We start from the raw sequence: 24,305 nt of genomic DNA on the forward strand, positions 1-24,305 counted from the left end.
GAATTGGCTATCCGGCAGTCGAGCACAACCCGCGCGGAAACTTCCACCGATAAGCCCAATGGTCCGGGAGTGCGGGCGTACAGGTATGCAGTCGTTCCTGCCCTTGCCTCCCGCGACATCTCCCCAGTGCTCTTCCCTTGCCGTCTGCCGGGCCAGTCAAGCCAACCTACAGGCGCGGGCCGCGGGGGCCTTGTTCCGGTCCGGTGCCCGGACCTGGCTGGTCCCGGCGTCGGCGTTCTTCAGCGGCTTTGGCTTCTGCTTGTTCCTGGCGGAGCTTTTCGACCGCAGACGGGGTCCTGCTGCGCTGCGCTGCGCGTCGTGCGGCCAGCTTCTTAGCGAAGTCCTCCTCTGTCGTCCCCGGTTGCTTCTTTTCCTGTTCTCGGTGGGCTTTGAGTTGGTCCAGGGCTTCCTGGACGGCTTCCGGGCTGCGGGCCTCGGAGTCGCCGCCGTGGCGTTCTGCCCGGTTTTGGCGGACCTTTCGGGCGAGTTCGGCCAGCCGTTCGGCGCGTTCCTGTGCGGGGCTCAGCTGCGCTTCCGCGCCGCGTGCCTGCTGCAGGTGGTCCACGACTTCCTCGGCAGGGGTTGGGGTTTCCTTCACGACGGCTTCGACGTGCGCGGCTTCGGCCATGAGTGACGCGTCGGCTGCGGACAGTGGCTCCTTGGCGGTCTGGGCCGTGTACTTGTGCATGGCGGTGACGCGTGCGGTCAGTTCCGATCCGAGACCCTTTTCTTGGTGGTCGGCGGGTACGGGGGAAGTTTCGGTGGCCGGGATCCTGTACATGTCACGGTAGGTGGAGATTTCCACGGCGAGGGTCCGCCATTGTTCCTGTCGTGCGGTGTCGGACGGTACCGGTCCGAGGGCAGCTGCCCAGGCTGGAGGCTCAGCCGCGAGCTGCGCACCAAGGCGACTGACTTCGGTTGCCATGATTTCCCGGCGCTGGCTGAGTTCCTTCCGCCACAAGGCCGGGGTGTCGTCGTGGGCTGCGACGTCGACCGGTGCCATCCATGCCGGCAACCGGTCAGCTGCCGCGTCGGTACCAACGGTCGAGGGAAGTTGGCGGCGCAGTTCGATTTCAGCGCGGATCCTGCGGTGGACCTGTGCGGCGGCCTCGATCTTGGGGGCGTTCTCGTCCCGGCGGTAGTTGCTTACCGCGCCGCGTTCGTAGGCTTCATCGGCCCGGGCTTCGGGGTGCATCTGTTCGCGGAGCGATTGTTCCTTGTGCAGTGATGATGCCAGCCACTGGGCTTTACGCGTGGCCGCGGGATCGTTAACCGTCGTGTCCGTACGTCCTTGCTGCTGCGCTGCGCGGATCCGCAATGCCAGGTCGTCGTCGCTGAGGTGGCCGTGCAGGCGTCGCTGCCACGGCGTTTCTTTCCGTTCGGCCATCCAGTTGCGGGCAAGGTCTTTGCCGTCTGGGGTCTCCATACCTGGTGTCCGGGCTGCTTCGGCTTTGGCGCGCATCAGCTCACCGGTGGCCCTGCGGTCCAGCCGTTCCAGCGCCTCATCGGTCATTGATTCCAGCGGCCGGCGTCCGGGATCGGCTGCGCGTGAACGCCACCGGTCAAGGCGATCCTCAACCCGCCACGCCAGGACAGCCGCGGGATCCGCGGATGCACCGAAGTCTTCCTCGTTGACGCTGTCCCTAAGGAGGTGGACGAGGTTGAATCCTTCGTTCTCGGCCGCGCGCAGGTGCGTGGCAATTGCTCCCCACGCGGTGGATTTCGTGAACGTCCCTGCGACGCCTTCGCCGAGTTCACGGCGGGCGATGTTCGCCATGCGCAGCTCGTTCGCTTGGGCATCGATGTCCCGGTATTGCTCGGACATGTGCGGCAGAGAGCGCGCCTGGGCGCGGGCCGCGTCCATCTGTTCGTGCGCGGTGAGGTTGCCGTCATGGTTGGCGGCAACGGCCGTCAGGACGTCCTCCATGGTCTCTCCGTCGCCCACGATGCCGTAGAGCTTGTTGGAGTAGCGGCCGCGGGAGGCGGCGACGTAGGCCAGGGCGCGGGACAGTCCCGAGCTGATCAGGGCGTGGACGGTGTCGCACGTGACGCCCTGGGTGCGGTGGATGGTTGCCGCGTATCCGAGCATCGTGTTGCCGCGCACGTAGTCGGCGGGGAGGGTCACGGTGCCTTGGTGTCCGTGGTGCCGGACGGTCAAGGATCCGTCTTCGTGGGCGCCGAGGACGTTCCAGACGTCGTTGTTTTTGACGAAGTCCTTGCCCCTGTTGGTGGAGAGCCTGCGGTTGTTCTCGCGGGTGACGATGATGTCTCCGGCGCGGGCGGTCAGGCCGTCCCGGAGCATGGCTGCAGGGGTGGTGGAGTCCAGGTCTCCGGTGGCGATCCGGTAGGCCTGGGCGCGGGCGTTCAGTTCGGTGACGGTGGCATTGTCGAAGGCCATCATGATGGAGTGTTTGCCGGCGTTGGTGTCTTTCTGCCATGCCTCGAAGACCTGGGAGGTCATGGTTTCGGCGTCGCCGCCGACGACGAGGCGGTTTTCCCGGTAGAAGGTCCACGGGTCATCGACCTCGTGGAGCGGGGGTTCGCGGAGGGCCAGGGTGGCTTCCGCTTCTGCCTCGTTCGGGGTGCCGTCCGCGTTCCGGAACCGGTGCAGGTCTTCCAGGTGAACCGCACCGACTGTGTTCTTCAAAAGCCGCAGCGCACCACCGGAGCCTACGGCGGAGAGCTGCTGGTCATCCCCCAGGGCCCGGACGACCGCGCCGTGCTGTTCGGCGATGGTCACAGCTGAGGCGAACAGTTCCGTGCCGACCATCCCGGCCTCATCAATGATGATGACGTCCCCCGGTCGCGGGGTGGTTTTCTCGTCTGCCGCCCCGGCCTTGTGGGCGAGGACGAAGGAGTCGATGGTGGTCGCTGAGGCCCCCAGTTCAGTGCCCATCACGGCGGCGGCCACGGCAGTAGGCGCAAGTCCGAACACCCGCCCGCCGGCTTCCCGGATGGTGTCAGCTGCGAGTTTCAAGGCAGTGGTTTTACCGGCACCGGCCGGCCCTACACCGACCAGCAGCAGGCGGTCGCTGCACGCGAACTCCTGGGCCATGCGCAGCTGCCCTGCGTCGAACGTCTTCTCCTGCCGGGCCAACGCAGCATCGAATGAATCGACCGTCGCTGCAGGAATGACAACGCTTTGCGCGGCTGTCAGGAGCCGGTCTTCGCTGTGGAGGATCCCGGCAGAGGTGTACAAGGTGGAGTGTGGTTTGCCGTACTTGGAACCGCCGTTGGACAAACGCAAAGCCTCAATGTCAGGGGCAGGTGTTTCGGGGGTGATGCGGAGTGAAAACTGATCGGTCGCACGCGCCACGACCTGTTCAAGAAGCGCCTGCGGGATGGGCATTTCCCCGAGCCTGGAACCCAGCCTGCGCGTTGCTTCGGCCCTGATGTGGTGCTCTCCCCAGACCCCACGGCTGCGTTCCAGCCGTTCAATAACACCTTGTGCCTCGACGGCCGGATCGAGCTCATCGGCGTGGGCGACCATCCATGAGGGCCGGTCCTTCTCGGACTGTTCGCGTGCATCATGACGATGCTTGCGGGCTTGTTCGACAGCCGCCGGACCGGTGACAACGCCGGGCAGGGCGCCCAGCTCGGTCGTCCATTCTTCCACCAGTGCGGAGAGCTGCCTGGCTTCCTTCTTGGCCGGCCGGGTGTCCAGTGTTGCCTGCTGGGCCAGGGCAATCAGCTGCTTCTTGTTGGGTGCGTAGCCGTGCTTCTCAGTGAACTCCTTTGTCAGTTCATCAATGACAGGTTTGATGCCTTCCCGCCGCGAAGAAGCTGCTTCGATGGCGGCTACATCGACGCCGGCGATCTCGGTGACAGGGCGGTCACCGTTGACTTTGCGTGCAATCAACCCCACGCCCAGGCGGGCGCAGATCTTCTCCATGACAACCCTGTTGTACATCTCCGAAGCGGCCACATTGAACTGGTACAGCCGTCGCCCGTCGAGGCTGGACCACTTGCCATCAGCACCCAGAACCTTGTTGGACACCACAATGTGATCGTGCAGTTGCGGATCCCCGGTGCGGGAGTCGTAGTGGCGGAACTTGGTGTAAATCAGGCCGCCATCGACGTCCTCTTGGCGGACACCGTTGCGGCCTCGGCGGGTGAATGTTGCTTCCTTTTCGAGGTAACCCAAGGTCTCTTCGATGGCCTCGTTATGTGCGGCTTCGATCTGTTTGCGGGCGTCGGCACCGCCGATGGCCCACAGAACAGAGACTGATTTCGCGGGAGCGAAAACAAGGTCATATCCGGCAACTGTCTGTGCAGCCGGTTTCGTCTGGGCGGTAATGAACTTACCCAGCTCTTCCTTGTCAGCAGGGTTCCGGCCGTTGAGTTCTCGAAAGTACTGGGCGCCCTCTTTCGTGCGGATCAGCCGACGGTTATCCGCGTCCGGCTCGCGATGATTCAGGCGCTGGTAGTCACCGGTGGCACGGTTGATGCGCGCCTGCAGTTCGTTGTCTTTCTGATTCGCTTGGCGGTACTTCTGACCCAGAGCGACATCTGATGTCGGGTCATCGGCAAGCATCTTCTCGGCATTGGGATGCAATCCCAGTCCAAACAAGGCCGCCATTTGCGCTTCGGTGACGTCACCGGAAACACCCAAATGCTGCACGCCGGACCCGCCCCATTGCCCTGGAGGGTTGCCGTCCACCGTGTAGTAATCACCCAGCTCACGGCCCTTCGCACGCAGCTCATCACCGCTGGCGACCTCACGTGTGTAGTACGTGTATCCGTCGCCGGCACTGAGCTTGTGCACGGTCATCACGACACCCAGCATACCCGCGAAACGGCCCCACCTATCGATGATGCATGAGGTGTGACAGATATTGGTTGTTTTTGATCTTTGGAATCGGCTGATGGGAGCCTGCGAGCGGGGCTCGATGGAAAAGATCAAAAACGGGTAAGATCGGGCCATCAAGGTTTTGATGCGGTTCTGCACATGAGAATGGGCGGTGGGTAACACGCTTTTCCGTTATCCACGGTTCGTTCGATTGTGCTGAACCGCAGCCAGGCTTATCCCCTGGTGGGCAGCGGAGAGACCGCCCTTATCTCGGAGCTGTCCACGTGTGGACAAGCCTGGCATGGCCAGCCCGAGCGTCAGCGAGGACCGTTAAGGCGCGCGGCGCGGCCTGGCCACCCGAACCGGCGCTAGCCGTTAGGTTCGTGTGAAGGACAACCTAGGGGGAGGGACCCACATCATGGCAACACCACGCAAGTCAGCGCAGCAGCAAGCAGCCCGCGAGAAGGCACTGGCCAAGGCCAAGGAACTGACAGAACGGCACGAGCAGTTGATTGAGCTGGCCGCGGACTTCTTCCAGCGTCAGGAACAAGCCGAGCTCGTCCGTGCCGATGCCAAGAAGAAGGCCGACGCCCTCCTGGCGAAAGCCGAAGAGGACGCGCAGGACGCAGTCCGCGGTGCCGCGATGACTGTTCGTGCCATGCTCGATTCGGGCGAACCGAAGTCCGGTGTCTCCGCGCGCCTGGGACTCAGCGCCGCGGAGTTGAAGCGGCTCCTCGACCTCCTCAGTGGGGACGAAAAGAAGGCATCCACGGAGAGCAACAGTCCAGCAGCACCGGAAGCGGCCGACCGTGAGAGCCAGGACGCCGCTGCCTGAGGGCGGATAGCTGATGACAGGGTGATGCCCCCGGCCTTCAGGTCGGGGGCATCACCCGTTTTAGAAGAGCGTCGGGGCGTCAGGATCGAGACCGGCCAGCAGTGCCCGCACCCGTTCCTCCCGATCCCAGCCATGGTCGCGGACTTCATCACGCAGTGCCTTGGACCGTTCAGCGAACTGCCGGCGGGCCAGCCCGCGCCATCGGAATCCTGAACCGTTCGTGTCACGTCCCTTGGCTTGACGATCGAGCATGTTGATTCTGGCATCGCCCACACTCAGATGCGTATCTGCCGTCGTCCTCGCGCGGACGCACAGCGGGATATCGCAGTGGTGCATCAGCGGCCCGAATCCGTCCAGGTCAACGCCGTATGCCAGATGAAAGGCGAAGCGATGCGGACGGACAGCCTGCGTCCGTCCGTCGCTGTTGAGAGTGAACCGGCCGTACCCGTCATCGGCCACAGCTCGAACCCAAAGCCAGCAGTCGCTCTTCCGCGGCCCTTTAATGACCTTGGACCAGAACCGGGCCTCGTCGCGCGTCATGGGCGCGCCTGGTTCACCAGCGGCGCCAGCGGCGTTCGAGCCGGTTAGCGGCGACGAAGAAGGCAACCATGAACACCGCCGGCGGCACTGCCTGGAGCAGGCTCTGACCGAGCCAGGCCACCACGGCCGTGATCAACGCAATGACCCCGGCTGCCTTGCAGAGGAAGATCAAGATGCCTTGGCCGGCGGCCACCGGGTGCGTGAGTGCGTAGATGATCCAGCCGCCCAGGGCGACAGCGGCGAACGCTGCGAAGAAGATCAGAACGACGGCCATGGTGTTCCCCTAACGTTGGGCTGATGAGTGGGCGGCGGTCTCAACAATTCCATCGGCCCGCCTTGCTCTCCTTGGCTTGCTCGGCGGCCGCAGTGAAGTCCCCACTGTAGGCGAAGGATTTGCCGTAGCCGGCAGCTTCGGCGTGACCCTGTTCAAGGATGGTGCGGTTGGCCAGGGTGCCGTCCGCGGTCCAGACGTAGGCAAGAAGCCGGTCGTACTTCTCCCGCACTCCTTGGGTGGGATCCGCTGCCAGGAACACTTGCTGTCCGTCCAGGAGTGAGTGCAGGTAGATGGACGCTTCCGGGCCGCCGCACTCCACCGGCGCGTCTTCTTTGACGCTTTCCGGTGCGTTGATACCAACAAGCCTGACGCGCGTGCTGGTGCCGTTGCAGCTGATCCGGATCGTGTCCCCATCGACAACACTCTCCACGGTGTACGGGCCGCTGGCTTTCGCCTGAAGCGCCGGCGGCCGCGCCGCCGTGCCTGTCGCATCGCAGGGCACCTCGTGCAGCGGTGCCGGGCCACCGGCAGGAACGATTTGCGGGCCTCCCTGGGCCGTGCAGCCGGTCATGAGTGATCCTCCTTTGCCGCTGTTTCGGCGCGCGTTCGTCGCCCCGGGCGGAGTTCCCCGGCTTCAACACCCGGCCATTTCCGGCCGTCGTTGTACTTGCGGTGCAGGCGGCGCAGTTCCCGGCGCGCGGCTGCTTCAACGAAGTCCGTAATGGACACATACCCTTCGAGCTTGCCGACTTCCTGGACCGCTGCCCGGATCTGGTTCAGGTCATCGTCTGTGAAGTAGGGATTCTTCTTGGCAGTCTGCCTTTTCATCACGGATCCCTTAGGTGGTGCCCGCGGGAAGAATGCTCGAAGCCAACCAAGGCTCGTCTGTGCCCGCGGTGGTCATAACGATGATCCATTCCCCGGCATCGGTGCCAATCCTGACCCTGACTTGATTCCCTATTCCGTGTGGGGAACGCTCCAAGTCGGCCGCGCGCACCGTCACCGGGTTCAAGTCTGGGGGATCAATATCCTCGGCTTCCTGGGCGAAGGTCGTTGTTACCAAAGGTGCGAGCTCGCGAAGCCATATTCCCTTCGACGTGGATCGGCCGGAGAACTTATCTAGTGCGTCGACCGCTGCGTTCGCCGCGTTTTCCTCGAGCTGCGAACTGACTGGCACATCCATGAACATGGGCCCTGTTGATTCACGAGATAGGGGTGCAGGTGTGCAGCCAGCAACTGAGAGAACAAGCGCTGAAGCAAGGACCACCGTGGTCATCGTTGTTAGCGAGAAGCTGGAGGACGTGTTCTTCACGGCTAGCGCCCCCGCTCGGACACTAGGTCTTGGTTCTCAGTCATGATCGGATCCTTTGCTTGAACAGTGAGGGGTATCGGGGCCAGGGTAGTGGCCGGCCCCGTCACCACAGGTGTTTAGAACGGGGGTTCGGAGTCGGGGCCGTTGCCCCAGGAGCCGGCGTTGGCTTGCGTGTTCGCGGCCCATGGGTCATCCTGCTGGGCGGGTTGTGCGCTGCTGGGCTGGTTGCCGAAACCTCCGTTTCCTGCGCCCTGGTTGGTGCGCTGGGTGCGGTTTACTTTCGCATTTGCGTAACGCAAGCTCGGCCCGATCTCGTCTACCTCTAGCTCTATAACGGTGCGCTTTTCGCCCTCTTTGGTTTCGTAGGACCGGGACTTCAGCCTGCCGGATACGATGACGCGCGTGCCCTTGGTCAGGGACTCGGCGACGTTCTCAGCTGCTTCCCGCCACACACTGGCACGGAGGAAAAGCGTCTCCCCGTCCTTCCACTCGTTGGACTGACGATCGAAGGTTCTGGGCGTTGAAGCGATCGTGAAATTCGCTACCGCCGAACCTGATGGGGTGAACCGCAACTCGGGGTCCGATGTCAGGTTTCCAATGACAGTAATGGTGGTTTCGCCGGCCATGATGGTTCCTTTTCCTCGTGTGCTGGTGGTGTTCTCGGTGTGTGTGCTGGTTTCGTTCTGAGGTTCGGTCCCACCGGGTTGGTCGTAGGTGAGGTCGTTGGGTTGGTGCTGATCCGCGGTGTGTTCATCCCACAAGCCGCCGGCCCCGAGCGGGGCGCGGTTGATCGCCTCAAGGTACCGGTCGTCGCCTCCCTTGTAGGGGGCGGCGTAGAAGCCGTCGTACAGATCCACAATCTCGGGCTCCACAGGGTCGGGGTAGATCCTGCCGCTGGGGTTGGTTTGCCGGAACAGGTCCACCTCCAACGGGATCCGCGGGCTGATCTTGAACCCGTCCACCGGGTGCGGGGTGGTCATAGTCCCCACCCGAGTTCGGCGATGCGGACGCTCAGCCGGGCGGTGAGCTGCTCTTCAAGGAGATCTCGGTTGCTGACCTCGTACCTGCTTTCGTCTTCCTCGTCGTAGAAGACCGTTGAGGCGCCGTAGAAGCGTCCCTCGGCGGGAGTGGCCGGGGAGTTCAGGAACGCAAGCCCGTATGCGGCAGCCTGGATTTCGGGATCGGCGTGCAGTTCCGCGGGAATACCATGGTCGCCCAGAATCAGGGCGATGGTCTCGGCGGTGATTGGCGTGGCGTTCATGATGCCTCCTGGCTGTTCGCGGTCGTGTGGGTCATGGCGGCGTGGACGAGCTTGTCGCGGCGCAGTCCGGACCAGTGGTCCTGGTCATCGGAGTTGTTCACGATGACGGGTGCCTGGGAGTACCCGAGCTCTGCGGTGATGTATTCCAGCGCTGCCGGCACTTCGGTGATGTCCACCGGGGTGTAGGTGATGCCTTTGGAGTCGAAGTACTCCATGGTGCGGTCGCAGTTCGGGCAACCAGGCTTGGTGTAGACCGTGTAATCGGTGATTGAGGAAGTCATTTTCAGTCCTGCGTTTCGTATCAGTTTTGGTTAGGTTCGTCTGGCTGACTTGCTACTACTATTCTAGTTTTTATCCAATCGGATTTAAAGGCTTTTCCCCTTATTTCTAGGGGTTTTTGACGTGTTTTTGGTAGTGGTTTTCTGGGTGATTTTGGCGTCTGGTGAGTTTGGGAAGATTGCGGTTAGTAGCCCGTCGGTACTCCCCCGGTGTCTTTAGCAGCTGCCCAGGGCGTGGGGTTCTTGTGCCCGTGTCGGGTGATTCCGAATTTCCGAGTGTGTGGTCCCGGCTGAAAAGACCTGTTCCCCAGCGGGTGGTGGGCCGGCTGCGGGTTGGCTTGGCCCATGGGGAAGGTTGCTGGCATGTGCTGTTAAAGAGTGAAGGGCCGGCTGTAAGTGCCGGCCCTTCCTATTTTCCCTCTGCAAAAGGAAATCTGTGGTTCAGTCTAGCGGACTCTTCCGGTGTTCCCCGGCTGGTTTTCGCTTGGAGTGCGGTGCGCAGTGCCCCAGAGGGTTAGTCCGATGACCAGCGCGAACCCTCCAATGATGAGTCCCCCGCCGAGTCCGCTGCGGCCTAAGACAAGGAAGCCGCTGAGGGGCGTGGCGATGGCCAGGCCGAAAGCGAGGTCCGTCGCCTTGGGAGCCCTGAGTGATGCCTGATTTCTTCCTCGGATGGCCACGGCCGCACCAACGTAAACCGCGACTAGTGCCGTGCTGATCAGCATCATTGCCGGCAGTGACCAGTCGAAGGTGCCGCTGAAGTCGCTGTTCATGAAGTCGGTGATGGGGTTGTCGGGGATTGGTGGCTTGGTCAAGGTGACTCCTGTGGTGCCATGAGATGAGCCTAGCGGTGGCCTCTGACAAAAATTTCTCGGTGGTGAGTCGATGGAGTAGCCAGGTAGCCGGGGCTGCGCGGCTTTTGGTTCCCGTGTGCTTGGTGGCGTTGAACGGCGGTCCGTCGCTGGTGATTGGCTGCTGTGGTTCGCCCTGGGCGGCGGACCGCCCGACGTTTGGGAGGTTCCCGGCCCTGCCGTGGTGAGTGGCCGGGGGCCTTGCCGGGCGGTGGGGGTTCCGCCCGGCAAGGGGGTTTTAGGCGGCTTCGGGTTCGTCGTCCGCGCTTTCCGTGGTTTCCTCGGTTTCTGTCTCGGGGTCGGCGAGGATGATCTTTTCGACGTCGCTGGCTTCGTATCCCCATGCCGTGAGCTGGGTCAGGTAGTAGCGTGTGTCGCTGTGGCGGCTCCGCCAGCTCGTGCGATCGATGTTTGCCTCGTAGGCGGTGATCATGGTGGCGAGGGTGACCGTTTCGGGTTTGGTGGTGGGCTTGTCCACGTAGGCCGTGAAATCGCCGTACCCGGTTCCGGTGCCCAGCAGTTCCGCCGTGAGTTCGGTCTTATTCAGGGCCTTGGTCAGGATGTAGCTGGAATGGGCAATCGTGTGGGCGATGAACTTCTGGGCGTTCTTTGGCAGGGCCTTGCGTGCCAGCAGGGTTTTGACGAATTCCCTGCGTACCACCTCGGCCGAATCCATGGCTTTGTTGTTTTCAATGACCTCCCGGCGTGCGGCCTTTTCCTCGTCGGTCATGCCTCCTGCCGGGGCTTTGCCGTCCTTCCGCAGCCCGCGGGCCTTCCAGTCCGCGACGGCGAACCTTGTCACCAACCCGCTGTATCCGATGCCAATGTATACCGCGTCGGCGTCCGCCTCGCTGAGGCGTTCGCCCTCGGCGGTGGTCAGTGCGGAGATCATCGCGGCGACTCCTTTGTAGTCGTAGTAGCTGGGGTCTTCTTCCAGCACGGTGAGACCTTTAGCGGCTGCCTCGGCGCAGGCTTCGGCGAGCAGGGCGTTGTTCTTGCGCTCGTCGCGGAGCCGCTGCGCCCGGTGGGCGAAGTTGCCGGGGTTCTCGGTGGCGAGGCGTTCGAGCGTGGCCACGGCGTCGGCGTTGTCTGCGAATTCCTCGATCACGGCGGACTGTTCAAGCGTCAGGCCTTGGTCCAGTGCCTGGGCGGCGGTGGCGTTCGCTTTGACCTTCAGCGCGGTTTCCACCACTGCTTTCTTGGCTCCCATCTTTCGGGCGATGACGCTGGCGCTCACTCCCAGCAGTGCCATTTGGTGGAACGCTTCGGCGCGGTCGCCGTCGGTGAGTGCGCTGCGGTGGTCGTTCTCCACTACCTGCGTGGCGAGTCGTTCCGCTTCCTCAGGGCTGGCCCCGACGAGCACGGGAATGGATGCGGCTCCTGCCTCAACGGCTCCAAGGGTGCGGCGCTGCCCCATCAGGACGTGCACGGTTCCGTCCTCGGTCCGGTGGGCGACGACGGGCACAAGCACGCCGTGTTCTTTGATGCTGGCCACGAACTCCTTGGTGAGTCCGGCTTCCTTGCGGACGTTGGTGTCCACGGTCAGGGTGGTGGGGTCAAGCATTTCGAGCGTGGGTGTTGCGTTCATGGTTTTGTGTCCTTTGCAGAGGATTGGTGAGGGAGCGGTGTGACCCGGCCAGCTACTTTCTTTCCTCCCCCGTTGTTTTTTGGCTGCTGGCGAAGCTTGCGGAGCTGTGGCCGACGGAGGCCTGTCTACCCTTGGGCAAGGTGGGGGAAATTCCCGGAGGAAATAAGCGACGCAGGAGCGCCGTAGGGGCATTTCCTGCACCGCAGGCCCCGGAGCCTGCGGAGGGGCTAGACGGGGTGGAGCGGACACATAGAATCCGAAGGACAGCAGCCAAAAAACGTCGTAGACAAACAGGAACGGGCACGGCGGAGCTCTGCGACGTCGGGACCGGGCCCAACAGCCGGCCACGGAGCGAAGCGGAGAGGCCGCCCAAAGGAGTGCGAGCCCAGCGAGCATGCCTCTCCCCGAACCCCCGCGGGATCCGCCCAGGTCAATCCCGGCCCGGGCTTGCCGCACGCACCAGGTGAGTAGTGCCGGCCCCGGGCGGGAACGGCGGTCCGTCGCCGGCAACCACCCACCAGAGCCGGCCACCTGCGGCGGACCGCCCGCCCACACAAGGCGAACGGCCCACCCTCCGGTCTACTCGCGGCGGTCGATCTTGGTGAGGATCGCGTTGGTGGCTTCCTCGGTCTGGCGCTGTAGATCCTTGATTTCCTCGTCGGCCGGGGCAGCTTCTATTTTCTCGAGCTGGATCTGCCAGGCATCCATCGCGGCCAGCAGTTCGGGCGTGAAGGTTGAATCCGGTTTGCCCTGCAGGCCGAAGTAGTAGAAGGCATCCGCCATGCCCGGGTAGCCGATCCTTGCGGCGGTCTCGGCTGCTTTGTCGCGTTGGCCTGCCTCGTGGTGGGCTTCGTAGTCGAAATCGCCGTCTTCATCCCAGAAGTTCGTCATGGTTTTGTCTCCTCAAAGCTTGGGAGGGTGGCCGGGAGCTGGTCCCGGCCACCTCGAGGGGTTTAGGCCGCTGGCTGGGTCAGCCGGGTGTCGAAGAGTGTTTCCGCGCGGCGGATCAAGTACTCCGGAACGTCGATGTCGTGGCTGAGACCTTCACGTCCCAGGAACACAGCGTTTCCGGTGACCGGCAGATCAAGGCCGGTTTCGTGGAGCAGCTGCGCGGCCCGGACGTTCGATGCTCCGGTGGTTTGCGTTTCCGCGTTCAGGTAGACCTGCCAGTCGCCTCGGGCGATGCATTCCAGTGCGCCGCCGACGATGATCTGAAGGCTCGTGTGCCGGGCGTCGAGGCTGTGCACGGTTACGTTCTCGCTGAGTCGCGACGGGATGTACAGCGCAATCAGGTGGTTAAGCATGGTTTTGTGTCCTTTGCAGAGGATTGGTGAGGGAGCGGTGTGACCCGGCCAGCTTCCTTGTTTCCTCCCCCGTTGTTTTTTGGTTGCTGGCAAGCTTGCTTGCTTGGCGGCCAGCGGAGCCCTGTCTACCCGCAGGGCAAGGTGCTGGAAATCTTCGAAAGGAAATAAGCGAAGCGCCGTCGAAGAATTCCAGTGCCGCGGGCCCCGACTGCTTTTGGAGGGGCTAGACGGGGTGGAGTGGACGCCTACAATCCGGAGGACAGCAACCAAAAAACGTCGTAGACACAACAGGGCCAGGGTCTCCGGAGCTCTGCGACGGCGCGCCCTGGACCCAACAGCCGGCCACGAAGTGGACGCCCAAGGGGGTGCGAGCCCCGCGAGCATGCATCTCCCCTAGCCCCGCGGATTCGCCCAGATCAATCCCCGCCAAGGCTTGCCGCACGCACCAAGTGAACAACAGCCGGCCCCGTTGCGGGAACGGCGGTCCGTCGCCGGCAACCACCCACCCAGGCGGCCACCTGCGGCGGACCGCCCGCCCACACAGGGCGAACGGCCCACCCCGCTTACGTGGCGCTGTCGGTCGGGCGGGTGTTGAATCGGCGGAAGTTCACGGCGATTTCATGGGCGATATCAGCCATCGGTGTTCCCGGCGTGGTGGTCTTCTCATCGTCGGCGGAGAACTCCACCGGTTCGCCGTCGTCGTCGTAGTGGTCCGGGCCGTAGTAGAGCTCTGCCGTGGTGAACCGGGATTCCAGTGGGTTCTTCCAGCTGAATGATCCGGGGCCGATCGTGAAGGTGTGGCTGCCTTCGCTCTGAAGGAAAAAGGTGGCGGTGCCTCCGCCGGTTTGTTCGACCTGAAGTTCCAGGCCTTCGGCTTTCATCGCGTCCACCAGGTCACGCGCGGGAAACCATTCGATCTCTTCGGTGGTCTGTTGTGTTTCGGGGCTTTCAGTCATGGTCCTGTCTCCTTTACGAAATGGGGTGGTGGCCGGGACGGGCGTCCCGGCCACCGGCTGGTCTAGCTGGCGAGTAGTTCGGCCAGTTCTGCGGCGTCGGAAACCAGTGCTGCCGTGCCTTCTTTCAGGAGCCTGTGGCAGCCTGCCGAGTTCGCGCTGTGCACGCTTCCGGGTACTGCCGCCACGTGTCGGGCAATGGTTTCGGCGTGGTGCGCGGCGTTCAGCGCGCCGGAGCGCCACCGGGCTTCGACAACACAGGTGACCCCGGCTAGGGCGGCAATGATGCGGTTCCGCTGCAAAAAGCGGTGACGCGTAGGCGCGTTTCCCGGGGGCTGCTCTGAGACGACCAAACCGTTGGCCCTGATCGCGGCCGCGAGGTCGGCGTTGCCGGACGGGTAAACCCGGTCAAGGCCTCCAGCTGCAACCGCGATGGTCGCCGGTCCGGTGCCGGTAAAGCCAGCAAGCGCGCCACGGTGGGCGTGCGCGTCGATGCCGTAGGCCAGGCCGGAGACAATGCAGATTCCACGCTGGACCAGTCCATGGGCCATCTCACCGGTGACAGCTGCGCCGTAGCTGGTGGAATCGCGGGAACCGGTCAACGCTGCCGCGCGCTGTACCGCGGGGATCCCCTGGGTGATGTTCCCGACGTACCAGAGCCCATAAGGGGCATCAGGCAAATCATCGAGGCCGATGGGCCAGTGTTCATCACCGGGGATAAGGAAACCTCCGCCCAGTCGTTCGATGGTGGCCAGGTCCCTTTCTGCGTCCACGTCCGGGACCCGCTGCGCCCAGCGGCGCAGCCCTTCGTTCAGGTCTTCTTCGCTGATGTGGCGGAAGGTGTGGGGCGGTTGGGCGCCGGTGGCTACCCTCAGGGCCGCGTAGGCGCCCAATGCTTTGACAAGCTCACGGCCCGTGGAGTCCTGGGAGTCGAAAAGACGAGTAAGGGCGGCACGTGCGATGCGGTCGTTCATGGTTTTGTGTCCTTTGCAGAGGATTGGGTGAGGGAGCGGTGTGACCTGGCCAGCTGCGGGTCTCCCCTCCCCCGTTGTTTTTTGGTTGCTGGCAAGCTTGCTTGCTCGGCGGCCGACGGAGCCCTGTCTACCCATAGGGCAAGGTGTGGGAAATTCCCGGAGGAAATAAGCGACGCAGGAGCGCCGTAGGGAAATTCCTGCACCGCGGGCCCCGGAGCTTGCGGAGGGGCTAGACGGGGTGGAGCGGACGCCTACAATCCGGAGGACAGCAACCAGAAAACGTCGTAGACACACAGGTCCGGGCACGGCGGAGCTCTGCGACGTCGGGACTGGGCCCAACAGCCGGCCACGGAGCGAAGCGGAGAGGACGCCCAAAAGGAGTGCGAGCCCAGCGAGGCCAGCGTCGTGACTCACGATCTATGCGGCTCAGCTTGTTGAGGTAGCATCCAAGAAACGATCGATTGGGGAACGAATGAGCTGGGCAAAGTCAGAGTATGAGCAAGGGCTTTTCCATGACGGCGAGAAGGTACACGCACTGGATCCTCACGGCCAGGTTCTCTGTGGAACGCAGTCCTCGGACGGGACGGATCCGTACCCCAAGCTCTTCAACCACGACGACGGTAAGCCGTTTAACGAGTCAGTGGATGATGCGTGTAAGCGATGCCTGACAGCCTGGGTCCGTCTTCCGTGACGGGATTCTTCCTGAACAACTAGAACTGATGAAGAAAGAGCCGGCACATGGGTGCCGGCTCTTTCTGTTTTCTCTGCAAAAGAAATTTGTGGGGGCAGCGCGTGTGCTGCCGTTTCTTTACGGCTCGTCTAGCCGGTGGTCTTCCAGGGGCCAGTCAACCGGTCCCGTGACTGGTCCGGCTGTGAGTAAGCGCAGCTCCAGGACGTCTTCAGCCGGGCTTGCGTCGGGGGCAATGGTGTCTGCCTCGGTCATGCGGATCTCATCGGCCACGGTGGGGTCCTGCCTTCGGGTGTTGGACTGCTTTGTCCTTTCACCGTATCGGCTGTTCCTGCGGCTTCACTGGAAAGTGGCTACGCCCGCGGCAGCGTCATCGCGGCCGGCGGAGATGTTCCTATAGTCAAGGAAGTGGACCGTAAACTGCTCCGCACTCGGGCTGCCTCACTCCAATTCAATTAGTGGGAACGCTAGCGGCGCCTTGAGAAGGCACGGATTAGGGCGAAGAACGCGAAAAGCAAGCCTAGTAGCCCGATAACCCAAGCCGACGGTTCCAAGCCAGCAGAACACAGACTCCCCTCCGAGGCTGGGGCTGCAAAGTCAACGCAGGAACCAGATTGCAGGCCGAACGCCACCACCACGACGAGCAGCGAAACCGTGGCGGCACTCAGCCAAACCCACCGCGGACGCCTTCCTGATTGACTGACCACCTAATCATGGTAAGCAACTCTGATGGGTTTGCCGATTGGTAGGTGGGGCCCGTATCAAAGCAAGGCCTCCATTTCCAATGAAGTGGCTGGCTATAAGAGGTCTCGTCAAAGACGCAGATCCGTGCTGTTCTAGTTAGACAATTCCCGATGAGCAAAGGTGCATCGCATGGACAGCCGTAGCGGTCGATCAATTGTGATTGACCACAAAGACTTTCGAGGCTCACTGATCGTTATCGCTGGGTTCGTAGCGGCGCTCAGCTGGTGGATCGGCCTTTCAGGTTACCTGAGCGTAGGAGGACTCATGAGTGGAGGCGGAGGCTTTTTCGTATTCTTGCTAATTCCGCTTCTAGTTACATCGGCCGCCTGCATCATGATCGCTCGATTCGTTCGGTCAAGAAGCGGGCAGGGCCAAGGCCGCCACAACGCTATCAACTAGCCACCGTCGGACCAGTGGCAATCCTCAGTCATGAGTTCATGCCGCTTGATGAGCCAATGCCGATCTCCGCACCGTTTCGTTGTGGTCCCGTAGATCCTTTTTTAGGGCGTAGTAGAGTTCGCGGGCTACGTAGCGTTTGAGGCTGCGGATCACGTCGCCTTTGGAGTGCCCTTGTGCACGTTTCCGGTCTCGGTATGCCTGGGACTTGGGGTCTAGTTTTAGTCTGCCCACCGTAATGAGGTAGATGGATCTATTGGCTTGACGGTTGCCACCTCGATGCAGCCGCATTCGATGGGATTTTCCGGAGGACACCGGGACAGGAGCTACTCCGCAGAGGCGGGCAAACGCAGCTTCACTGGGGAATCTGTCGATGTTCTCGCCTGCCGTGATCAGTAGCTGAGCAGCGGTTACAGGCCCGACCTGGGGAAGCGCCATCATGGTTGGCGCGATTGAGTGCAGCAGCTTAGTTAGGTGCTTCTCGGCTTCGTTGATCTGGGAAGTCAGGTCTGAAATACGCCGGCCAAGATCGCGCAGTGCATACTTTGCTGCTTGCTCCGGCTCATCCAGTCGGTTCAGGTCCGGACGAAGGGATCGGGCTTGCGTTGCCTTGGCTTGGAGGGTCTTGGCGTCCAGCCGATCCTTCAGGAATCCTTGTGCTGTCACCAGGATGTCTCGCAGCTGGACAAGTGCAGCCGTGCGGGATTTGATCGCGGAGTCCCGCACGAGATACAGGTGACGTATGGCTTCGACTGTTCCTGTGGTGTCTTTGGCCGGGGAAGAGCATTGACCGGACAGGACTTTTCGGGCCGCTTCCTCGGCGTCTATGGCGTCGTTTTTTCCTGAGCGGCTGCGAGTCAGAGAATGTCCCTTGTTGACCTCAATGACGTCCAGCCCTGCGGCGAGCAGGTGCCTGGTCAAGCCCGCCCCGTATGAACCAGTGCATTCGACGCCGAAGGCACTGATGATTCCAAAGCCAGCGGCCCAATCCATCAGATCCTGGTACCCAGCCAGACTTGTGGGGAAACGACGATCTCCCAAACGATGCCCCATGGAATCCAAGGCCGCAGCATGGTGAAACATCGAGTGGGTGTCTACCCCAATGGTGACTGCCCTGTCGGGCAGCGTCGTTGTGAGTGTCATGTGCGCTCTTTCCTGTCGATGGAGTTCGAGGCGAGCACGGTTGACCGGGCCGGGCGGACAAAGCACTGAAGAGCTAAGCTGCACGTTCCTATCAAGTCACAACTCCGTCCGGCCCGGTCGCCCTAGGTGAGTGACAGGGAAGCCGAACCGACAAATCTCCGCGTAGACAGTTCGCGCACAAGGTGCGGATCGTCACGAAGCGGGCAAGTCAGGAACTGCTTCCCTGCCACGGTCTTATTTTCAACAGTTGGCAAACTGCTGACGCTGCGACTCGCGCAGATGCCTTAATTCAAGGGCAGAGAAGCCGAACCGACAGATCTCCCCCAGTACAGGTCCGACAAGTCCGGATCGTCAGCCAGCGGACAAGTCAGGAACAGCTGCCCTACCAGACCCATTCTCCTCAGTGCGTAGCGGGGGAGGCCGCGCGCACTGGGCGAGATCCCGACGGGTAAGGCCGGACCCTTGGTGTGGGGTCCGGCCTCATCCGGTTAGCGGCCTATCTTGCGGGCATAGGCCTTCTTCGGATCCCGTACGCAGTCAGCGAGCAGGCCGCGGTTGACCAGATCGGCCATGAGTTCGGCGAACCGGTAGCCCTCGACGTCCTCCAACGCGAGCTTGAAGTACCGGGCCGCGAAGCTGGACTTTCCTTTGAGCCATTCGATCCAGCCGATCACGCTCAGCATCGGGGCGCGTTGTCCTTCGGGGGTGACTTTCATCAGTTCGAACACGAGTTCCTGGGCCGTGTCCACGCGGTTCCAGTCGGGACGGGCAATGAACACACCCAGCAGCACGGAGGTGAACTGATCCGGGGCGTTGGTGATGATGTCCGCCATCAGGTAATCCCGGGTGATGGGGTGCTGCAACGCTCCTGCCAGCTGCAGCGCGGCCTCGTGGGTGAGCCCTGAGGGGTTCTCAAGGAGTTCAGCCCATTGGGTGCGGCGTGCTTCGGTGTCCTCGGGCCAGCCATCGGGCTTGTGTGCGGCGATCATCTCGCGCGCGGTTTCCTCGCCGGTGAACGGCTCCGGGGAGGTAAACCCGGTGACGTTGCTTCCCCGGTAGATGAAGGCCGCGTTGCCGGTGCTGTTGGTGATCTCGTCCAGTGACCGCTCGGGGCAGCAAGCGCTGTCGGTGCACAGGTAGTTGCTCCACGCTCTCGAGGTCACCATCCATGCGTCTTTCAGGGGCATCCGTGCTGTCTCCAACTCGGTGCGCAACGCCTGAACGTGTTCGGAGAACGGGCGGGGTTCGGCCGTGGTGTTCTCGTCCGTGTAGATGACCAAAAGGGTCCCTGTTGCCGCTTCGTCAGCTGTCGCATGGCTGACGACGGTTTGGGCGAATGACTTGGGTTCGAAGCAGAGCGGGGCATCAATGCGCAGCGTGGCGCCGAGTGCGTTGCCCTGCATCGTGATTAGGACGAAGGATTCCTTGGGGGTCTCGCCCAGCATGTGGGGGACGTAGGCCAGGATGTCGGCGGGGGTGCTGATGTTGATGGGGTCGTTCATGGTTTTGTGTCCTTTGCAGAGGATTGGTGAGGGAGCGGTGTGACCCGGCCAGCTACTTTCTTTCCTCCCCCGTTGTTTTTTGGCTGCTGGCGAAGCTTGCGGAGCTGTGGCCGACGGAGGCCTGTCTACCCTTGGGCAAGGGGTGGGAAATTCCCGGAGGAAATAAGCGACGCAGGAGCGCCGTAGGGAAATTCCTGCACCGCAGGCCCCGGAGCCTGCGGAGGGGCTAGACGGGGTGGAGCGGACACATAGAATCCGAAGGACAGCAGCCAAAAGACGTCGTAGACACAACAGGGCCGGGCACGGCGGAGCTCTGCGACGTCGGGACCGGGCCCAACAGCCGGCCACGGAGCGAAGCGGAGAGGACGCCCAAAAGGAGTGCGAGCCCAGCGAGCATGCTTGTTCCCTGAGCTTTGTCAGGGCTGGGTTGGTACGGTGGGCATGTCCCGCCTGGTTTCCCCCAATCCCAGGCGGGACACTTGTGTCAGAGGGGGAGGTAGATAGTGGGACTGCGAAACATTCTGAACAGGCGCCGCAGAGCAGCGGAGTCTTCCGTGGCGGTGCCTGAGCTCAAAGAGCTGAAGTCGTTGACGTCCGAGGAATCGGCGGACCTGGAAGCGGCATGGGTGGAGCTGCGTCAGACCGTCGATGAGTCCAATCTGATGTCGTTCCGTGCTTGCAGCCGCAGCGGACGCTCTTGGGTAGAAGACCCGGAGGCCGTGCGTGCGATCGCTGCCACGATTGGGAGCATCATGAACGACGCAGCCGGTCCGAAGGATAGCCCGGTCCGGTAGGGCGGGCCGCCGTTGGCAGCCCGCCCCGGTTCAGGCTAGCTTTCGTCTTCCTTTGGGATTTTGGTGTTGGCGCGGTACGCCATGATTGAAGCTCCCAGTGCTGTGAGTGAGAGAACGAAGTTCACGATGGTCAGTGGTTCCATGAGGTTTCCTTATCGGTGAGTAGGACTTAGTCTGAGAAGGAGCCGGTGGCCGCAACCGAAGCGGTCACGACCACCGGGTTTCGTAGCTACACCTACTTCCTTGCTTTACGCTTACGCTTCCGAGTTGCAGCTCGGGAGCGTTTGCTTGTTAAGCGCGCGTTCCGCATGGAGAGTAGAGCGATGACAGCTGTCATCAAGCTCACGACCGAAGTCGCGAGCTTGATCGCTTCGTCGATGCTCATGTAGCCACCTCCTTCCTGCCCCGCCGTGCGAGGCCCCCGGACGGCTACGATCAGTGGCCTTGTACGGAGAACAACCCAGCCACATGTAAGGCAAAAAGAGGCTTTTGCAGTCGGCCGCGGAGCGGACGCCCATTGTGGTCCTGGTCCTTTAGGCTGGGGCCATGGACGAGAAGAAAGCAGCGCTGATCTGGGCGCTTTTGGGGACAGGCTTCCTTGTGTACGGCCTCTACTGCGCTCTGACCACCGGCGGCACCTGGTATCTCATCGCCTCCGCCGTAATCCTGATCGCTTCCGGCGCGGTCTGCCTCGGAAGCGCGGTTCAGATCATGCGCCGGCCGGACCAGCAGCGCTACTAGACATAGCAAACACGCAAAGGAGCAACATGCTTGGTTTCAAAGTGAACGTCCAGAGAGACGAAAAGACGGCCGAGTTGGAGATCCAGGGCTTCCCGGATCAGGAGACGGCCGAGGGTTTCGCGAACGAAGTTCAAGAGACCCTGCTGGTATGCAAGGACGAGAACGAAGAGATCACCGGATTCGAAGTTGGCCGCCCCGGCCACATGGAACCCCGTGAGGGTGCTCCCGAAGCGGATATCGAAGACTTCATCGATCAGATCACCATGTCCGTCATGAGCCCTGAACCAGCGAACCTGGTCAAAGGCGAGTCCCCTGTGCGTTTCTCTGTTGAGCAACCAGTGACGTGGTAATTCAGCGCCACTCCTAAGAGTTGGCCGCACAGGTGGCCGGCATGAACAGAGGGAGATTCCATGAGCGAGTCCATCCCGAGGGCACTGCAACCACCGGTTGCTGTTGCCCTGGCGAAACTCGTCAAGGCTCTCCCCGGTTCTAACGCGCTCCCGGGAGCTTCCTACTACGAACCCAAATGGGACGGCTATAGGGCGGTCCTTGTAGTGGACGCCGAATCCGTGACGCTCTGGTCCAGGCAGGGCAAAGAGCTCACGAGGGTTTTCCCTGATCTTGCCGCTGCCGCTGCAGCGCAGATCCCGCCAGGGTGCGTTATCGACGGTGAAGCCGTCATCTGGAACGGGGACCGGCTGGACTTCGACGCCTTGCAGCGGCGGATGGTCACGTCCCGGGCGGCGATGCCGGCTCTCGTTCACGAGTTGCCGGCCTCTTTCGCGGCCTTCGACATTCTGGCCGTCGCCGGGCAAGACATCAGGAGCGTGCCGTTCACCGGCCGCCGGTCCTTGCTCGAGGAGCTTGCCCGGGAATGGACCGCCCCGCTGAACCTCTCCCCCACCACAACAGACCGTGAGCTGGCACAGACCTGGCTGCGGGATTTGCCCGCTACCGGCGTGGAAGGGCTCGTGGTCAAGGGCGGAGCCCAGACCTACGAGACGGGGGCAAGGGCGTGGTTGAAGGTCAAGCACAAAGACGTCACAGACGTGGTGTGCGCGGCCGTCGTCGGCCCGCTGAGCCAGCCGCAGGCGATCATCGCCGGCTTGCCGGTCGATGGACAGCTGCGGATCGTCGGCCGCTCGACGGTGCTCTCAACGCGGATAGGGCGTGAGCTGGGCCGCCAGCTCCGACCGGCGCAGCCCGGGCACCCGTGGCCCGAAGAGGTCACTGAAACTTCTCTGAACAGGTTCAGCAAGGACAAAGGGACAGTGCGGCTGACGCTGGTCGAACCGTTCGTGGTGGAGATCGCTTCCGACGTTGCTTGGACCGGCAAGTCGTGCCGTCACCCAATCAAACTGCTCCGCACCAGACCCGAGCTCGACCCCGCCGACGTCGAACTGCCACCGCATCTCAAAAACCGATAACCCTTCCCGTTGCGGTGGACGGGTTGTGCCCACTGGGGTCAGGTGGAGCCCTCCGCACAGCTCAGAGCTGTCCCCTATTGGGTGCAAGCCGTCCACGCCGACCCTTGGGCGGCTTATCTTGTCGGTCGTGTGGAGTACAGTTATTTTTCGAACATAGATTCGAATAAAGGGCGTGTTGTGGGCGTGATAGTTGGCCCCCGTGTGATAGATGCGGGACTCTCTCTGGTGACGGTGCTGGTGGCTCCCGTTGCGGTGGCTGCCGGCTATCCCTCGCCGGCCCAGGACTACTTTGATGACAGGATCGACCTCAACGAACACCTGATCAACGACGTCACCAACACCGTCATCGTCCGCGTTGTCGGCCAATCCATGGAGCGGGCCGGCATCAGCGACGGTGACGAGCTGGTGGTGAACCGGGCACTGGAACCGAAGGACGGTTCCGTGGTCGTCGCGGTGCTCGATGGTGAGCTGACAATCAAGAGGCTGCGGATCACACCCTCGGGCGTTGTCCTGCAGGCCGATAACCCGCGCTTCCCCGACATTAAGGTTCCAGCCTTGGCAGACCTGAGCATCTTTGGGGTTGCTGAACGGTGTCTGCACCATGTCTAAGCCCGCGGTGATGCGCCGGATGCAGGAGATCGCGCACGTGGACGTGAACTGCTTTTACGCCTCGGCCGAGCGTGCCTTCAACCCTTCCCTGGAGGGTAAACCGGTCATTGTGCTCTCCAACAACGACGGCTGCGCGGTCACCCGCTCTCCCGAAGCGAAGCGCCTGGGCATTGCCATGGGGGATCCGTGGTTCAAGCTCCGGCCTCGGGCCAAGGAGTGGGGTCTGGTTGCTTTGTCGAGCAACTACGAGCTGTACGGGGACATCTCGGCCCGGGTGATGGAGCTGCTGGGCCGCTACTCGGCCTGGTTGGAGGTGTACTCCATCGATGAGGCATTCCTGGGCGTCCAGGGCGAACCGGACGAGCTGCTGGAACTGGGCCGGGAGATGAAGGCCGCGTGCCGGCGGAACGTCGGCGTGCCCGTCTGCGTCGGAATCGCGCCGACGAAAACGCTGGCAAAGCTGTGCAACAAGTGGGCGAAGAACAACCCTGCTTTTGGGGGCGTGTGCCGGTGGGAGTCAGTGCCTGCCGAGCAGCGCGAAGCGCTGATGTCAAAGCTGTCCGTGATCGAAATCTGGGGCGTGGCCACACGGCTCACCAAGCGCTTGAACGCGATGGGGATCTTCTCGATCCTGGACCTCACCCGGGCGAACCCGGTAGCTATCCGGGACAAGTTTTCCATCGTCATGATGCGCACCGTCCTGGAACTCCAAGGCACACCATGTATCCCGATGGAAGAAGAACGGATCGGCAGGGACCAGCTGATCTTCTCCCGGTCCTTCTCCACACCCATCACCACGACGGCAGGATTGAGGCAGGTCATGAGCGTCTACGCGCAAATGGCCTCCGCACGCCTGGCAAAACACGACCTGCAAGCGAAGGTGCTGACGGCGTTCGCGGCGACGTCGCATTTCAATCCGAACGAGAAGTCCTTCCCGTCGGTATGCCTGGCCCTGCCGATGCCCACGGCTGACCCGGTTTTGCTCACCAAGGCAGCCCACGCGCTGCTCCCCCAGGTGCACGCGGGCGTGAAGTACGTCCGGGCCGGGATCATGGTCACCGACCTGCGCCCGTCCGGGAACCAGAAACCCTTGGAACTCTTCGAGAACCCGCACGAAGAACGCGGCATCGGGATCCTGCTCGAAGACGTGGCCAAACGGTACGGCCGCGGCTCCATCGGGTTGGGCCATGCCGGGATCAAGGGCGGTCCGGACTGGTCCATGAAACGCGACATGCTCTCCCCCAGATACACCACCCACTGGGACGAACTCCCCCTCGTCAAGGCAGCCTGACCGGCGCCACG

Annotated in this window: 26 protein-coding genes; 8 read left to right on the forward strand and 18 right to left on the reverse strand. The window is 62.5% G+C overall.

The genetic code is table 11. The annotated features are described in order from the left end of the window. Positions 1-166: 166 nt before the first annotated feature. Positions 167-4,771, reverse strand: coding sequence for a MobF family relaxase (gene mobF, locus ACZ5J0_RS20005; protein ID WP_464094983.1), 4,605 nt, complete (start codon positions 4,769-4,771; stop codon positions 167-169). A 436-nt stretch (positions 4,772-5,207) separates the two neighbouring features. Here mobF and ACZ5J0_RS20010 point away from each other — a divergent pair, with 436 nt between their 5' ends. Continuing rightward, entirely contained in the window at positions 5,208-5,624 is a 417-nt protein-coding gene (locus ACZ5J0_RS20010; protein WP_464094950.1) for a hypothetical protein, read from the forward strand. A gap of 60 nt (positions 5,625-5,684) precedes the next feature. Here ACZ5J0_RS20010 and ACZ5J0_RS20015 read toward each other — a convergent pair whose 3' ends face one another. The 14 genes from ACZ5J0_RS20015 to dprA form a co-directional block, all read right to left on the reverse strand. Next, positions 5,685-6,164 (reverse strand): hypothetical protein, encoded by a 480-nt coding sequence (locus tag ACZ5J0_RS20015; protein WP_464094949.1) that lies wholly within the window; start codon positions 6,162-6,164, stop codon positions 5,685-5,687. Between the two features lie 13 nt (positions 6,165-6,177). Continuing rightward, positions 6,178-6,438, reverse strand: coding sequence for a chemotaxis protein (locus ACZ5J0_RS20020; RefSeq protein ID WP_464094948.1), 261 nt, complete (start codon positions 6,436-6,438; stop codon positions 6,178-6,180). A gap of 40 nt (positions 6,439-6,478) precedes the next feature. Further along, positions 6,479-7,009, reverse strand: coding sequence for a thermonuclease family protein (locus tag ACZ5J0_RS20025; protein ID WP_464094947.1), 531 nt, complete (start codon positions 7,007-7,009; stop codon positions 6,479-6,481). Next, complete coding sequence (locus tag ACZ5J0_RS20030; protein WP_464094946.1) at positions 7,006-7,266, reverse strand: ParB family protein; 261 nt, start codon at positions 7,264-7,266, stop codon at positions 7,006-7,008. Before ACZ5J0_RS20030 ends, ACZ5J0_RS20025 begins: the two co-directional genes overlap by 4 nt. Before the next feature lie 10 nt (positions 7,267-7,276). Continuing rightward, on the reverse strand, positions 7,277-7,621 hold the full coding sequence (locus tag ACZ5J0_RS20035; protein ID WP_464094945.1) for a hypothetical protein: 345 nt from the start codon (positions 7,619-7,621) through the stop codon (positions 7,277-7,279). 245 nt (positions 7,622-7,866) lie between these two features. After that, positions 7,867-8,730 carry a single-stranded DNA-binding protein gene (locus ACZ5J0_RS20040; protein WP_464094944.1) on the reverse strand — a complete coding sequence of 288 codons (864 nt, stop codon included), beginning with the start codon at positions 8,728-8,730 and terminating at the stop codon, positions 7,867-7,869. Next, positions 8,727-9,011: a hypothetical protein gene (locus ACZ5J0_RS20045; protein ID WP_464094943.1), complete on the reverse strand. Its 285-nt coding sequence runs from the start codon at positions 9,009-9,011 to the stop codon at positions 8,727-8,729. Before ACZ5J0_RS20045 ends, ACZ5J0_RS20040 begins: the two co-directional genes overlap by 4 nt. Continuing rightward, positions 9,008-9,292, reverse strand: coding sequence for a glutaredoxin family protein (locus ACZ5J0_RS20050; RefSeq protein WP_464094942.1), 285 nt, complete (start codon positions 9,290-9,292; stop codon positions 9,008-9,010). The genes ACZ5J0_RS20045 and ACZ5J0_RS20050 overlap by 4 nt, the downstream gene beginning before the upstream one ends. Before the next feature lie 443 nt (positions 9,293-9,735). After that, positions 9,736-10,104, reverse strand: coding sequence for a hypothetical protein (locus ACZ5J0_RS20055; RefSeq protein WP_464094941.1), 369 nt, complete (start codon positions 10,102-10,104; stop codon positions 9,736-9,738). Between the two features lie 274 nt (positions 10,105-10,378). Then, positions 10,379-11,728, reverse strand: a complete 1,350-nt coding sequence (locus ACZ5J0_RS20060) for a ParB/RepB/Spo0J family partition protein (protein ID WP_464094940.1) — start codon at positions 11,726-11,728, stop codon at positions 10,379-10,381. A 579-nt stretch (positions 11,729-12,307) separates the two neighbouring features. After that, a complete protein-coding gene (locus tag ACZ5J0_RS20065; RefSeq protein WP_464094939.1) occupies positions 12,308-12,619 on the reverse strand; it encodes a hypothetical protein in 312 nt (103 codons plus the stop codon). A 62-nt stretch (positions 12,620-12,681) separates the two neighbouring features. Beyond that, on the reverse strand, positions 12,682-13,032 hold the full coding sequence (locus tag ACZ5J0_RS20070) for a hypothetical protein (protein WP_464094938.1): 351 nt from the start codon (positions 13,030-13,032) through the stop codon (positions 12,682-12,684). 563 nt (positions 13,033-13,595) lie between these two features. Beyond that, a complete protein-coding gene (locus tag ACZ5J0_RS20075; protein WP_464094937.1) occupies positions 13,596-13,988 on the reverse strand; it encodes a hypothetical protein in 393 nt (130 codons plus the stop codon). 62 nt (positions 13,989-14,050) lie between these two features. Beyond that, entirely contained in the window at positions 14,051-14,959 is a 909-nt protein-coding gene (gene dprA, locus ACZ5J0_RS20080) for a DNA-processing protein DprA (protein ID WP_464094936.1), read from the reverse strand. 472 nt (positions 14,960-15,431) lie between these two features. Here dprA and ACZ5J0_RS20085 point away from each other — a divergent pair, with 472 nt between their 5' ends. After that, a complete protein-coding gene (locus tag ACZ5J0_RS20085; protein WP_464094935.1) occupies positions 15,432-15,650 on the forward strand; it encodes a hypothetical protein in 219 nt (72 codons plus the stop codon). Positions 15,651-15,767: 117 nt separating this feature from the next. On the opposite strand, the gene ACZ5J0_RS20090 is transcribed toward ACZ5J0_RS20085, so the two are convergent. The 3 genes from ACZ5J0_RS20090 to ACZ5J0_RS20100 form a co-directional block, all read right to left on the reverse strand. Next, on the reverse strand, positions 15,768-15,920 hold the full coding sequence (locus ACZ5J0_RS20090) for a hypothetical protein (protein WP_464094934.1): 153 nt from the start codon (positions 15,918-15,920) through the stop codon (positions 15,768-15,770). Positions 15,921-16,826: 906 nt separating this feature from the next. Continuing rightward, on the reverse strand, positions 16,827-17,930 hold the full coding sequence (locus ACZ5J0_RS20095; RefSeq protein WP_464094854.1) for an IS110 family RNA-guided transposase: 1,104 nt from the start codon (positions 17,928-17,930) through the stop codon (positions 16,827-16,829). 488 nt (positions 17,931-18,418) lie between these two features. Further along, the gene (locus ACZ5J0_RS20100; RefSeq protein WP_464094933.1) at positions 18,419-19,432 is read right to left on the reverse strand and encodes a DUF4192 domain-containing protein; all 1,014 of its coding nucleotides are present in this window, start codon (positions 19,430-19,432) and stop codon (positions 18,419-18,421) included. A 554-nt stretch (positions 19,433-19,986) separates the two neighbouring features. On the opposite strand from ACZ5J0_RS20100, the gene ACZ5J0_RS20105 reads away from it, so the two are divergent. From ACZ5J0_RS20105 to ACZ5J0_RS20130, 6 genes are all read left to right on the forward strand, one after another. Further along, the gene (locus ACZ5J0_RS20105) at positions 19,987-20,226 is read left to right on the forward strand and encodes a hypothetical protein (RefSeq protein ID WP_464094932.1); all 240 of its coding nucleotides are present in this window, start codon (positions 19,987-19,989) and stop codon (positions 20,224-20,226) included. Between the two features lie 546 nt (positions 20,227-20,772). Then, positions 20,773-20,967 carry a hypothetical protein gene (locus tag ACZ5J0_RS20110; protein WP_464094931.1) on the forward strand — a complete coding sequence of 65 codons (195 nt, stop codon included), beginning with the start codon at positions 20,773-20,775 and terminating at the stop codon, positions 20,965-20,967. Between the two features lie 26 nt (positions 20,968-20,993). Further along, positions 20,994-21,317, forward strand: coding sequence for a hypothetical protein (locus ACZ5J0_RS20115; protein ID WP_464094930.1), 324 nt, complete (start codon positions 20,994-20,996; stop codon positions 21,315-21,317). A 60-nt stretch (positions 21,318-21,377) separates the two neighbouring features. Continuing rightward, positions 21,378-22,394, forward strand: a complete 1,017-nt coding sequence (locus tag ACZ5J0_RS20120; RefSeq protein ID WP_464094929.1) for an ATP-dependent DNA ligase — start codon at positions 21,378-21,380, stop codon at positions 22,392-22,394. Between the two features lie 177 nt (positions 22,395-22,571). Beyond that, positions 22,572-23,003: a LexA family protein gene (locus ACZ5J0_RS20125; RefSeq protein ID WP_464097226.1), complete on the forward strand. Its 432-nt coding sequence runs from the start codon at positions 22,572-22,574 to the stop codon at positions 23,001-23,003. Further along, positions 22,996-24,294: a Y-family DNA polymerase gene (locus ACZ5J0_RS20130; protein WP_464097227.1), complete on the forward strand. Its 1,299-nt coding sequence runs from the start codon at positions 22,996-22,998 to the stop codon at positions 24,292-24,294. Before ACZ5J0_RS20125 ends, ACZ5J0_RS20130 begins: the two co-directional genes overlap by 8 nt. Positions 24,295-24,305 lie beyond the last annotated feature (11 nt).

The sequence above is a fragment of the Arthrobacter sp. DualSoilB13 genome (assembly GCF_055389195.1).